Below are 12,050 nucleotides of genomic sequence, written 5' to 3'. Positions count from 1 at the left end.
GCGAGGGCGACCGCAGCGACATTCGGTAGTCGCCGCTGCCTCGGTGGCCTCGGTCCTAAGATAATATCTGGGAACTGTGCTAGGATGGCCACCGCGCGGCGCGACTTGTCATGCTTCAAAGCGGTCAGGAACGATTGTCATGCTCAATCCAATCTCCATCATGGCCGACCGGCTCGGCGACTATCTGTCAGACCTCTATCTCCAGTATTTCTCGCATCGCAATCCGGAATATGCGAGCTACATAGGTGGAGCGGCCCGCCTTGTCCTAGAGCGCATCGGCAATTCGAACGCCCTCTATCACAACATCGAGCACACGCTGATGGTTACGCTCGCTGGCCAGCAGATCATCCGCGGCCGGCTGCTTTCGGAATCCCTGACCCCCGATGACTGGCTGCATTATACCTGCGCGTTGCTTGTCCACGACATCGGCATGGTCCACGGCGTGTGCCAGGGCGACACCGAGGACAGCTTCGTCATTAACGAGGCCGGCGACTTCTTTACGCCACCGCGCGGCGCCTCCGACGCGGTGCTTGCGCCCTATCATATCGAGCGCGCCAAAATCTATGCGCGCCAACGTTTTGCTTCCTCGAAGTTCGTCAATGAGGAGCGCATCGTCGCGGCGATCGAGATGACGCGCTTTCCGGTGCCGAACGATCCGGCCTACCAGGTCACCAACACCGAGCCGGCGCTGGTCAGGGCGGCAGACCTGATCGGCCAGCTCGCTGATCCCTTCTACCACCGCAAGCTGCCGGCGCTGTTTGCCGAGTTCTCTGAGATCGGGATGGTGGAAAAGCTCGGCTGCAAGACCGCCGCCGATCTCGGCGCCATCTTCACCGATTTCTTCACGCTGCAGGTCGAGCCCTATATCGGCGACGCGATCCGCTATCTGGAGCTAACGACGGAAGGCAAGCAGTGGATCGCCAACCTCCACAGCAACCTCTTCCAGTCCGGGCATCGCGCCAGGATCGGCCCGTTCCCCGGCGTGTTGCAGCCGACCTCGGCGAGCCTTTCGGTGGTAACTTAAGAGCCTGGGATTGTTGTTTCCTCTTTTCCGCCGGTGCCGGGCCGGCTGCGAACCAGCGATGGGTTGACGCGGAGTGGGTCTCGCTGTCCCTGGCCGCAACTCGACAATCCCCTCCCGCACTTTTCGCGCGCGGGCCAAGTCCGCTTGGCGCTGCGAAATGCTGACATTCTGCATAGCCAAGCAAACGAACCTTTCGCCGCAGAACGGGCACAACTGATTTGCGTTTCGTTCCGCCAGCTAACGCGACCGATGCGCGTTTGCCCGCCATTGTGTTGATGTGCGTCAATGCGAGACGGCCCTACGGCCCTTACCATGGTCACGGTCAGTAATGATTTTGGAGACAGCAGTGGACGAGGAGAGCAGAAACAAGATCGAGACGTTGTTGGATCAGCATCGGATCATGACGGTTGCAACGCTGAGGCCGGACGGCTGGCCGCAGGCGACGACCGTCGGCTACGTGAACGAAGGCCTTACCCTTTACTTCCTCTGCGGTCTGGAAAGCCAGAAGGCTGCGAATCTGGCGCGAGACGATCGCGTGTCCTTGACCATCGATCATGACGCGCCACAGGTGATGGACATCACCGGACTTTCTATGGCGGCGCGTGCGCAGCCGGTGGTAGACCGGGCCGAAGCGGAAAAGGTCCTGCGGATGCTGCCGCTGAAGTATCCCGAGCAAGTTTCGCTGCCGGGCCCGATGCCGACGCCGGAGCAGGTGCGCATATTTCGCGTGATGCCTTCGGTCATCTCAGTGCTCGATTACTCCAAGGGCTTTGGCCACACCGAGCTCGTCACTTGCTGAGCGCGCCCTCCCCAAGATAACCTTTGGGCTAGGGCAAGGACGGCAAATCGCCTGCAAGTCTGTCCATTCAGACCTGGGGCTGGCGCCTCGTCGGATGACCGCCAGTAGCGCATCCCTGACAGTCGATCGTTCAAGCGATACCGGGGTTGATGATCCTACCCATACGGCGTTTTGAACGGTTTCTCGCTTTGTTGGTGATGGGCGATCATGCGAAACCGCCGTCCTTTAGACTAGCGCCCGGGATGATAAGTCGCCATCAAACGCTCGAGTTCGTCGATGGCGGAGGACTTCGAAAGCTTCTCGCCCTGGAGTTCCGGCCGCACCTTCCAGCCCGGATCGACGCCCTCCATATTCGGCAACTCATGCGCGATGCCCTTATGACAGTCGATGCATGTCGCCTCGCCGGAAAGCAGGTAGCGTGTATGGATTTCGGCGGCCCGCACGGTCTGCTTTGACAGGTCCATGGCGACCGACGAATGGCAGTTACGACATTCGAGGCTGTCATTGGCCTTCAGCCGCGCCCACTCATGTTCGGCAAGATAGAGGCGCATGTCGAGAAACTTGCGTCTCGTGTTGATGGTGCCGAAGATCTTGCCCCAGACTTCTTTCGAAGCTTGCATCTTGCGCGCTATCTTGTCGGTCCATTTGTGCGGCACATGGCAGTCCGGGCAAGAAGCGCGGACTCCAGAACGGTTGGAGAAGTGGACCGTCCGCGTCAGTTCCTGATAGACGTTGTCCTCCATCTCGTGGCACGAAATGCAGAATTGCTCGGTGTTGGTCAATTCAAGCGCAGTATTGAAAGCGCCCCAGAACATGACGCCGCCAACGAAACCGCCGAGCGTCAGGAATGCGAGACTGAGGGTTGCGGCTGGCGCGGTGAGGACGCGCCCTGCCCACAGCGCAATTTTTCTTATCCGCTGCATGCCTACTCGCTCCCGGCGGGTTTGACACCCAACTCGCTCATGTCCTTGAAGAGGTTTTGGACAAGAGGCTGAACGTTGGCCTGTGGCACATGGCAGGCCGTGCAGAAGTAGCGTCGCGGCGAGACATCGGCGATCATCTGACCTTCGCGCGTCATGTAGTGGGTAACGCTGATCATCGGTGCGCCAGAACCTTCGGTGAACTCGCGCTTGTGGCACGAGAGACAGCGGTTGGTGTTAACCGACAATTGATAACCCTCGATCGAATGCGGGATCACCGGGGGTTGGTCGGGATAGGCGCGCATCTTGCGAATATCGTCGACGATCCATTTCGGTAGAGGTTGAGCGGGAACTGACTCCATAGGCGGCGTCGCTCCTGTCAGTTTCGAGGCCATCTGGGCAATCGCCGCGGTCCCTGTGAAAAGGATGGCAACGGCGATGCCCATCGCCAGTTTGCGCCGCTTTATCAAGAGGCCGAAACGATCTTGACCGCGCATTTCTTGAAATCCGTCTGTTTGGAGATGGGATCGGTGGCGTCGAGCGTGACCTTGTTGATCAACTGGCTGGCGTCGAACCACGGTACGAAGATCACGCCCTTGGGCATCCGGTTGCGGCCGCGCGTTTCCAGCCGCGACCTGATTTCTCCCCGGCGCGAGATGATCCTGATCTCGGCGCCCTGGTTCAGGCCGCGCTTGCGCGCATCGTCGGCGTTCATGAAGCAGCACGCCCCGGGAAACGCCCTGTAAAGTTCCGGAACACGCATAGTCATCGACCCAGAATGCCAGTGTTCCAGAACACGTCCGGTGACCAGCCAGAGATCGTATTCCTTATCCGGCGATTCCGCCGGCGGCTCGTAGGGCACGGCCAGGATAACGGCCTTCCCGTCGGGCTTGCCATAGAATCGCACACCCTCGCCCGGCTTGACGTAAGGATCGTAGCCCTCGCGGTAACGCCATTTAGTCTCCTTGCCATCTACCACGGGCCAGCGCAGGCCCCTCTCTTCGTGGTAGCGGTCATAGGGCGCCAGATCGTGTCCGTGTCCGCGCCCAAATGTGGCGTACTCCTCGAACAACCCCTTCTGCAGATAGAACCCGAAATCCCTGGCTTCGTTGTTGTCGTAGTCCGGGTCGACCTCGCTGACCGGAAATTTGTCGACATTGCCGTTTCGGAAGAGCACGTCAAAAAGCGTCTTGCCCCGGTACTCTGGGCTACTGTCGAGGATTTCCGCGGGCCAAACATCGTCGGTCGTAAAGCGCTTGGAAAATTCGACCAACTGCCACAGATCGGAGCGCGCCTCGCCCTTGGCCTGCACCAATTGGTGCCAGACGTGCGTTCGGCGTTCGGCGTTGCCGTAGGCACCTTCCTTCTCGACCCACATGGCTGCCGGCAGGATCAAATCGGCGCTCATCGCCGTCACCGTCGGATAGGCATCGGACACGACAATGAAATTGTCGGGATTGCGGTAGCCAGGATAGGTCTCCTGACTGTCATTCGGCGCCGCCTGGACGTTGTTGTTGACCTGCACCCAATAGAAATTCAGCTTGCCGTCCTTCAGCATCCGGTCCTGCTCGACCGCGTGATAGCCTGGCTTTTCCGGCAGCAGGCCATGCGGCAATTTCCAGATTTCCTCCGCATGCGCGCGGTGCTCGGGGTTGGTCACCACCATGTCTGCCGGCAGGCGATGCGCGAATGTTCCGACCTCACGCGCTGTGCCGCAGGCCGAGGGTTGCCCGGTCAGCGAAAACGGGCTGTTGCCGGGCTCGGAGATTTTTCCAGTCAGCAGATGAATATTGTAGACCATCTGGTTGGCCCACACGCCACGGACATGCTGGTTGAATCCCATGGTCCAGAGCGACATGACCTTGCGACTGGGGTCTGCATAGAGTTCTGCAAGCTCCTCGAGGAATTCCCTCTCCACGCCGGTCAGTTCAACGGTCTTTTCGAGCGTGTAGTCCGACACGAACGCCTTGAATTCATCGAAGTCGATGGGCTCCATCTTGCCGGCGTTGGCCGCGCCGGTCGCGGCTACCTCCAGCGGATGTTCAGGCCTGAGACCATAGCCAATATCGGTTGCGCCCTTCATGAAGGTGGTGTGGTCGCGCACGAATGCCTCATTGACGCGACCCGTCGTGATGATGTGGTTCGCGATGTAGTTGAGGATGACAAGATCCGTACCCGGCTTGAATATGATCGGCACGTCGGCCAGATCCATGCTGCGATGCGTGAAGGTCGACAGCACCGCGACCTTCACATGCGGGTGGCCGAGCCGCCGGTCCGCCAGTCGCGTCCACAGGATCGGGTGCATTTCGGCCATGTTCGAACCCCACAGCACAAACGCATCGGCAGCCTCGAAATCGTCGTAGCAACCCATCGGCTCGTCCATGCCAAATGTCCGCATGAAAGCGTAGGCGGCGGACGCCATACAGTGACGGGCATTGGGATCGAGATTGTTGGAGCGGAAGCCGGCCCGCATCAACTTGGTCGCGGCATAACCTTCATGGATCGTCCACTGGCCGGAGCCGAACATGCCGATTGCCGTCGGCCCTTTGTCCTTCAGCACCTGCTTGCACTTTTGGGCCATCACGTCGAAAGCCTCGTCCCAGGAGACCGGCTCGAACTCGCCTTCCTTGTCGAACACGCCGTTGCGTTTGCGCAAAAGCGGCGTGGTCAGCCTATCGGCGCCATACATGATCTTGGACAGGAAATACCCTTTGACGCAGTTCAGGCCGCGGTTAACTTCGGCCTGCATATCGCCGTGGGTCGCGACGACCTGGCCCTCCTTGACGCCGACCATGACACCGCATCCGGTGCCGCAGAAACGGCAGGGGGCCTTGGACCATTTGATTTCAAGCGCGCTCACGCCGCCGGGAACAGGCTGGGCGGATGCTGGGAGCGCAATCCCTGCGGTCGCCGCGGCTATGCCCGCGGCATGGGCTTTCAGGATATCGCGCCGCGTCAATTCGAACGTCATTGCCCGGTGCCCTCCTCAGCCTCGATATGTTCGAACACCATGTTCGCAGCAATAACCCCGTCGAGCAGCGCGATTTGGGTGAGATAGTCGCCCATCGCCCCTGTGCTCGTGCCCTCGATGACAACGACGATCTTGCCGCCTTCATGTGCATAGACCTCGACATCGCGCATCGCTGACAGCTGCGCCGCGACATCATCCCCCCTCGTCGGCAGCACCGAGACGACGGCGCTCGATATGTGGTGGTAGCGCCGATCCTCAGGCATGGATGTCGTCCCTGGCGCGTTCACTCACACCGATCGCACTGGCGGGACAAACGCCGATGCACGCTCCGCATCCGCTGCAGGCGTCCTCGTTCAGTTCTGGAAGAAAGGGGCCGCCAATGCGTGGCCGGAAGTGTATCGCCTGCTCGGGACAAGCGTCGAGGCAGGACTGGCAGGCTATGCCGGACTTCGCAAAGCAGGACGCAGATATGGCGACTGCATGCTTGAATCTTCGCGGCGTGTCTGTGGTGAACACGGGCTCCGGGCAGGCTTTCGCGCATTCACCGCAAAAGGTGCATTCTCCGACGGTGAAATCGAGAGCCGGAAAGGCGTGAAGGAGAGAAATAATGCCTGGCGGGCAAGCTTCGACGCAGGCTGCGCAGCCCGTGCATGTATCAAGACCATGGTTCGACATGCCTGGAGGCCGGATGCCCAAGGCCGGAACGGTGCGGCCTTGCAGAAAATTGCGGCGGCTCAGATTGCGGGCGTGGTCCATCGCCGACCCTCAATGCAAGCCGTGGGGAGGTCCCGGCGGGCCGAAGACAATCTGCCACATCCAGATGAGGAAACCGTATCCGCCGACCGCGCCAACGGCTGCAATCGGCCAAATGCCAAAAGCTAGGACGAAGAAAGTCAGCAACTCGGATCGCCGTTTCTGGCGAAAATCGGTCGCACTTGTAGCTTCGAGAGAGTCTTTGTTCACGGAACCTATCCATCCATGAGTGCAAAACTCGTACCCTGCATACACGCCGATAAGATAGCCTGATACGAGCGCCGGACCAACACATTTCAGATCGCTGTGCGGGTCGACGAAGGCTCTCTAGCTCGGCCCTTCGAGCGTCGCCGAAGGCAGTGAGCTGTCGCCGCCCCATAAGGGGACGTAGAGCTCAACCACGGGATTCTCAGCTAATTTCTTCGCGCGCCCGCTCGGTTAAGGTGTGCAGCAATTCGACACGTCTTATCAGAAAACACGGCGGCGCTGCCTCAAGACGTCGCTCAGGCTCCAACGAGGGCTCTGCGTAGTGAGCTCAGTGGAGCGTCCGCTAGAATTGGCATTGTGGGGTTCAATGGTGGAGCTCTCTAAATTCCTGGACGCGTAGCCATGCCGGCCGTCGCAACCGTGGTCATTGAGTTTGTCTGCGGCGCTGCAAGCGGAATTGCGCTCGGCCGCCGGGTGCCAAGTTTCAGCCTTGGCAGGACAGCCGACGGCATAATCGGCGGCATTGGCGGTCTGCTTTTTGTATGGCCCTCCGCCCGGATTCCAGGTGTCGGGCCCCTCATCGGCCACCACGCCGATGGCCTGACGCCGACCATGTTGATCGGAGCTGCAATAGCAGGGCTGCTCGGAGGTCTCGTCCTGATTGTGCTGGCCGGATTCTTCAGGGCACTCCTGAAAGGCTGATGGCTGCGAATGAAGACGATTGCCCTAACGCACTAGGCTTTCCGCCCCATCCGGGTGCGCCACCGTTGAGGATTGCCAGTATCTACGAGGAGACCGTTATGAGGAAATTGGCTATTGCGCTTGCAGTCGCCTCAGGTTTGGCAGGCTGCACCAACGCGGAAAAAGGCGCCGTGATCGGGGGCGTTGGCGGCGCCGCGCTCGGAACAGCAGCTGGCGGTAACGACGTGCGAAATGCGGTCGTTGGCGGTGCAATCGGGGCCGTCGCGGGTACCTTGATCGGAGCGGCGGCCGACCGTCGCGGATATTGTCGATACCGGGATCGACACGGGCGAATCTTCGAGGCTCCATGCAGGTGATCGCGTTTCGTATCTTGCTCCGCCGCAATGCTCGCAGGGCGACGCATGACCTGTTTGGCCAAGAAGAACAGGTCAGGAAACCGACTTCCATCTTCTGATGTCACCCGGCGGTGCTCTGTTCCCTGTTCGAATTCCCAATGCGCTCTCCCCTTCGCGGAAGCCTGATCAGCCAATGCCGCTTCAGGCAGACCTCTGGATGACGGCTGCGAACCGTTGAGATGAAGGGACCGCCCGCGGCGATCCGGCGCCAGTCGAAGCCGTTCTGTCGTCTTGGGCTGCAATCAAAAAGGGACGGACCGCAAAGGCGTGGGATTCCCGGCTAATTTATTCGCTTTGGTAGAGACCTAAAATGGCATCCCGCAATCTTGTGAGCGCATCTCGATTCCATCGAATCTCGCAGTGGAGGCCCCATGTCCGACCTGGTCGTCATAGTCTACCCCTCCGAAGCCAAGGCTGAAGAGGTGCGCCAGCGCCTGTTTGCATTGCAGAAGGAATATCTCATCAACATCGGCGACGCCGTGATCGCGACCAAGACGGAAGCTGGCAACGTAAAGCTCAACCAGATCATGAACACCACCGTCACTGGTGCTGTGTCCGGTAGCTTCTGGGGGCTGCTCATCGGTGTCATTTTCCTCAATCCCGTCATCGGTGTGGCGATTGGCGCCGCTTCCGGCGCGCTTGGCGGCGCACTGACCGACGTCGGAATAAACGATGCTTTCATGAAAGATCTGTCGGCCACCTTGCAGCCGGGAAATGCTGCACTGTTCGTGCTCGTTCACGGAATGACCGCCGATAAGGTGCTGAGCGCAATCAAGGGATTTGGTGGCGTCGTACTCAAGACATCGCTGGACGAGACGAAGGAGCAGATCCTTCGTGAGGCGCTTAGTCAGGCGTCCAAAGCCGCATAAGGTTCAACGCCGCTCAGGAATCGCGTGAGCCGATCGCCTAGCAACGTGGACAGAACGATGGGCGCATTCGAGACTGCTGTCGTACTCGCAATAGAGGTCATCTGTGGTGCAGCGGCCGGCCTCGCTCTGGGGCGATGGACGGGTCTTCGTCTGGGCGCAAAAGTCGATGCCTTGACGGGCGCGATCGGCGGACTGGTTCTGACCTGGCTGGCCGGACAGCTGCCAGGCGTCGCCCGTATTGTCGGAAAGGTGGAAGGCGCGGTGGACGCCACGGCGCAAGGCGTTGGCGTCCTTACGCCGGCAATCCTTGTCGGGGTTGGCATTGCAGGGTTGTTAGGCGGCCTCGTCCTTACCGCGTGCATTGCCTTTGCCGTAGGCGGAGCCAGGCGTCGAGGGCGGTCCGAAGGAGAAATGAGGTGAAGCAGGTGCAATGCCTGTTTGCTCACCCGAGCACCTGCTTGCTGGTCGCTGCATTGTTGTCGGCATGCACTGTCGCCGTCGATCATCCTCGTCCTGTTCCCCCGCGACCCCAGGCCTGCACCTTCCAGCATGCACCTGTTTGCGGTCGACGAGGCGAAAGGCTGCAGACATTTGGCAACGCGTGCATGGCTCGCGCCCAAGGATTCCAGGTGGTGAGCAATGGCCAGTGTCGCATGTCGCGGCCGACCCAGCCGATAGCCTGTACTCGAGAGTTTGCTCCGGTTTGTGCGAGCCGGAGTGGGCGCCTGCGCACCTTCTCCAACGCTTGCCTGGCCCGTGCGGATGGTTTTCGGCCAGTTCATGCCGGCCGCTGCCGTTGAGGCTTCCGGCAGGAATTTGAGCTTGGCTTCTTCTCGGCTGTGAACACTTCCGTTCCGGAGATTGCGACCGTTGCGCTCGACAGACGACAAGCCAGAAATGACAGAAACGAGCGGTCGCGGGGCGGTTCATCCTGTTGCAACCGGCATCCTCGTCCTCGCATTGTTGTATTTCGCCAAATCAATCTTTATGCCAGTTGCATTCTCATTGTTCGTTCTCGCGCTGGTCTTGCCCGTTCAAATGGCTTTGCAAAGGCGGATTGCGAAGCTGGCGGCGATGCTGATCACACTGTTGCTCACGCTTGCAGTGATCGTAATCGTTGGATCCGCCGTCGTCTGGGGACTCGGCGAACTGTCGCAATGGCTGTTCTATAATACCGGCCGGCTTCAGGAGATATACACGCACTGGGCGGACTGGCTGGAGAGCCATGGCATCGCAATCGTTGGTCCGCTTGAAGAGCATTTCAATCTGACCTGGCTGATCAGCTTGACGCAAGGCCTTCTCAATCGGCTGAACAGCATGGTCGGCTTTGCCATATTGACCTTCATCTTTGTCATGCTTGGCCTGCTCGAAGCCGACGATTTCCAGCGTCGTCTTCGCCTGAGTTCGGCTCAACCTCAAGGCGAGATGCTCTTGCAAATCGGCCGCGAAATTGGCGCCAAGGTCCGCCGTTTCATGGTGGTCCGCAGTATCGCATGCGTGCTGACGGGCTTGGTCGTGTGGGGGTTTGCCTTGGCTGCCGGGCTCGAACTCGCAAGCGCTTGGGCGGCGATCGCCTTTGCGCTGAACTATATTCCGTTCGTCGGACCGCTGGTGGCTACAATCTTTCCGACCTTGTTCGCCGTCGCGCAGTCCGGGTCGTGGCAACTGGCCCTGATTGTGTTCCTCGGCCTGAACGCTATTCAGTTCGTTATCGGCAGTTATCTGGAGCCATCCCTGACCGGCGCATCGCTGGCGATCTCGCCCTTTGCCGTGATGTTTGCCATCTTCTTCTGGAGCTTTTTATGGGGTCTGCCCGGGGCTTTCATCGGCGTCCCAATTCTGATTGTTGTAGTCACATGTTGCATGCACCAACACTCGACACGCTGGATTGCTGCGCTGCTGTCCGGAGGTCCTGTCGAAATATCTGGTGCTTCTTAGCTGTATTAACTACGCTTCACGGCCAGGCGGGGGCGTCGAAATCCAACTACCTTGTACAACCGGAAAAATCGGCTTAAATTGGCGCTTGCGGGGAGATATTCTTGTCTTTGAAAGATATCTCTGATGAGAGTGCTCTTGCCGACAGTCGCGGGCTGCGCGAAAAGGGGTGCACATAACGCATCCCTAATGTATCTTTGCTTTCGGCGTGCCGACGTTGTGGATTGGTTGTTGAAGACCCTGAGCGGGAAATCTGGCCCGGTCAGGGCTTGCGCCCGTTAGGAGGTCCGATTGTGACCGCTAACGCAGCGAGGGCGCTTTCTGTCGACTTCGCCGAGCCGTTGCCTCAAGCAGCAGCGGTCGCTCCCAAGAATGACCCGCGTCCGGAACGCGTTCCGGTTCCCTGCTTTGAATTCTCGACTCGGGAGCTGCCTCCGAGGGACCAGTTTGCGGCATGGCGCCAGAACTTCGCGACTATGCTCGACTTTGTCGAGCCGAGCGATACTGCGGCGGGTTTCGCCGGCACACAACTTCTCTGGGACCTAGGCGATCTTGCCCTGGCTCAGATCAGCACCAATGGCTTGGATTTTACCAGCCTGGCGGGTCGCATTCGCCGGGACCCCATCGATCACTGGTTGGTGACCCTTATCCGGGACGGCAGATCGCAGACGACCACTCCATCCAGGTCTTTTGACGGAGAGGCCGGATCGGTGCAGGTGCATTCGCTTGGCCGGGTCTTCGAGGGAAGCGTTACAGACAGCGAAATGCTGTTGCTCTTCGTACCCCGCGACTTCTGCCGCGACATGGGGTGGGGTCTCGACATGGCCGAGTTCACCGTGCTTGATGGAGGCATGGGGACGCTGCTTGCCGACTATCTGGCCAGCCTCGCCCAGAGGCTTCCTACGATTAATGTTGGCGATCTTCCTGGCTTGCTCGGGGCGACCAGGGCGATGCTACAGGGTTGCATCGCGCCATGCTCTGACCATCTCGCCCAAGCCCATGATCCGATTTCCGCCACCTTGCTCGAGCGCGCCCGTCGATTCGTGCAACTTCATCTGTTTGAACCGGATCTCGGCACCGAGCGTCTGACACGCGGACTCGGGATATCGCGTTCACGTCTCTACCGACTGTTCGAGGCTTCCGGAGGGATCGTGCACTACATCCAGCATCGGCGGCTCCTGGCGGCCCATGCAGCGCTCGCTGATCCGAATGACCGGCGTCGAATTCTCGACATTGCTGACGAACACGGCTTCGGTGATGGCGCTGAATTCAGCCGGGCTTTTAGACGCGAGTTCGGATACTGCCCGAGCGAAGTGAGAGCTGGTGTCAAAAACGGACCATCGAACTGGCATATGAACGAGGTGCAGACCGCTGCCCCGTCCGAGCGCCTGAGCCGTTTGCTTCTTCGGCTCCAGGCGCAATGACCGGCGTCGTCGATCTCGCTTAAATCGGGTAACCCGATCCAACCCCATCGA

At 59.7% G+C, this 12,050-nt stretch carries 13 protein-coding genes; 7 read left to right on the top strand and 6 right to left on the bottom strand.

Annotated elements, in window-relative coordinates:
* The first annotated feature begins 139 nt into the window (after window positions 1–139).
* Window positions 140–1,024 carry a metal-dependent phosphohydrolase gene (locus AC1D0I_RS14335; protein ID WP_477228387.1) on the top strand — a complete coding sequence of 295 codons (885 nt, stop codon included), beginning with the start codon at window positions 140–142 and terminating at the stop codon, window positions 1,022–1,024.
* A gap of 346 nt (window positions 1,025–1,370) precedes the next feature.
* The gene (locus tag AC1D0I_RS14330; RefSeq protein WP_095089016.1) at window positions 1,371–1,823 is read left to right on the top strand and encodes a pyridoxamine 5'-phosphate oxidase family protein; all 453 of its coding nucleotides are present in this window, start codon (window positions 1,371–1,373) and stop codon (window positions 1,821–1,823) included.
* A gap of 230 nt (window positions 1,824–2,053) precedes the next feature.
* Here the strand turns inward: AC1D0I_RS14330 and AC1D0I_RS14325 are convergent, their stop codons facing one another.
* The 6 genes from AC1D0I_RS14325 to napE are packed head-to-tail and all read right to left on the bottom strand — an operon-like array spanning window position 2,054 to window position 6,677.
* Complete coding sequence (locus tag AC1D0I_RS14325) at window positions 2,054–2,746, bottom strand: NapC/NirT family cytochrome c (RefSeq protein WP_477395820.1); 693 nt, start codon at window positions 2,744–2,746, stop codon at window positions 2,054–2,056.
* Window positions 2,747–2,748: 2 nt separating this feature from the next.
* Window positions 2,749–3,240 (bottom strand): nitrate reductase cytochrome c-type subunit, encoded by a 492-nt coding sequence (locus AC1D0I_RS14320; RefSeq protein ID WP_477395818.1) that lies wholly within the window; start codon window positions 3,238–3,240, stop codon window positions 2,749–2,751.
* The gene (napA, locus tag AC1D0I_RS14315) at window positions 3,210–5,714 is read right to left on the bottom strand and encodes a periplasmic nitrate reductase subunit alpha (protein WP_477395816.1); all 2,505 of its coding nucleotides are present in this window, start codon (window positions 5,712–5,714) and stop codon (window positions 3,210–3,212) included. Before napA ends, AC1D0I_RS14320 begins: the two co-directional genes overlap by 31 nt.
* On the bottom strand, window positions 5,711–5,977 hold the full coding sequence (locus AC1D0I_RS14310) for a chaperone NapD (RefSeq protein WP_457154025.1): 267 nt from the start codon (window positions 5,975–5,977) through the stop codon (window positions 5,711–5,713). Before AC1D0I_RS14310 ends, napA begins: the two co-directional genes overlap by 4 nt.
* Window positions 5,970–6,470 (bottom strand): ferredoxin-type protein NapF, encoded by a 501-nt coding sequence (gene napF / locus AC1D0I_RS14305; protein ID WP_477395814.1) that lies wholly within the window; start codon window positions 6,468–6,470, stop codon window positions 5,970–5,972. Before napF ends, AC1D0I_RS14310 begins: the two co-directional genes overlap by 8 nt.
* 9 nt (window positions 6,471–6,479) lie before the next feature.
* A complete protein-coding gene (gene napE / locus AC1D0I_RS14300; RefSeq protein ID WP_245331202.1) occupies window positions 6,480–6,677 on the bottom strand; it encodes a periplasmic nitrate reductase, NapE protein in 198 nt (65 codons plus the stop codon).
* Between the two features lie 399 nt (window positions 6,678–7,076).
* Here napE and AC1D0I_RS14295 point away from each other — a divergent pair, with 399 nt between their 5' ends.
* From AC1D0I_RS14295 to AC1D0I_RS14275, 5 genes are all read left to right on the top strand, one after another.
* On the top strand, window positions 7,077–7,376 hold the full coding sequence (locus tag AC1D0I_RS14295; protein ID WP_477395812.1) for a hypothetical protein: 300 nt from the start codon (window positions 7,077–7,079) through the stop codon (window positions 7,374–7,376).
* On the top strand, window positions 7,376–7,732 hold the full coding sequence (locus tag AC1D0I_RS14290; RefSeq protein ID WP_477395810.1) for a glycine zipper domain-containing protein: 357 nt from the start codon (window positions 7,376–7,378) through the stop codon (window positions 7,730–7,732). The genes AC1D0I_RS14295 and AC1D0I_RS14290 overlap by 1 nt, the downstream gene beginning before the upstream one ends.
* A gap of 410 nt (window positions 7,733–8,142) precedes the next feature.
* Window positions 8,143–8,640: a DUF1269 domain-containing protein gene (locus tag AC1D0I_RS14285; protein WP_095089034.1), complete on the top strand. Its 498-nt coding sequence runs from the start codon at window positions 8,143–8,145 to the stop codon at window positions 8,638–8,640.
* Window positions 8,641–9,537: 897 nt separating this feature from the next.
* Window positions 9,538–10,578 (top strand): AI-2E family transporter, encoded by a 1,041-nt coding sequence (locus AC1D0I_RS14280; protein ID WP_477395864.1) that lies wholly within the window; start codon window positions 9,538–9,540, stop codon window positions 10,576–10,578.
* A 473-nt stretch (window positions 10,579–11,051) separates the two neighbouring features.
* On the top strand, window positions 11,052–11,999 hold the full coding sequence (locus AC1D0I_RS14275) for a helix-turn-helix domain-containing protein (RefSeq protein ID WP_477395808.1): 948 nt from the start codon (window positions 11,052–11,054) through the stop codon (window positions 11,997–11,999).
* The last annotated feature ends 51 nt before the right edge of the window (window positions 12,000–12,050 follow it).

The sequence above is a fragment of the Mesorhizobium sp. P2_D1 genome (assembly GCF_056404455.1).
This window is presented reverse-complemented; position numbering and strand designations above follow the sequence as displayed.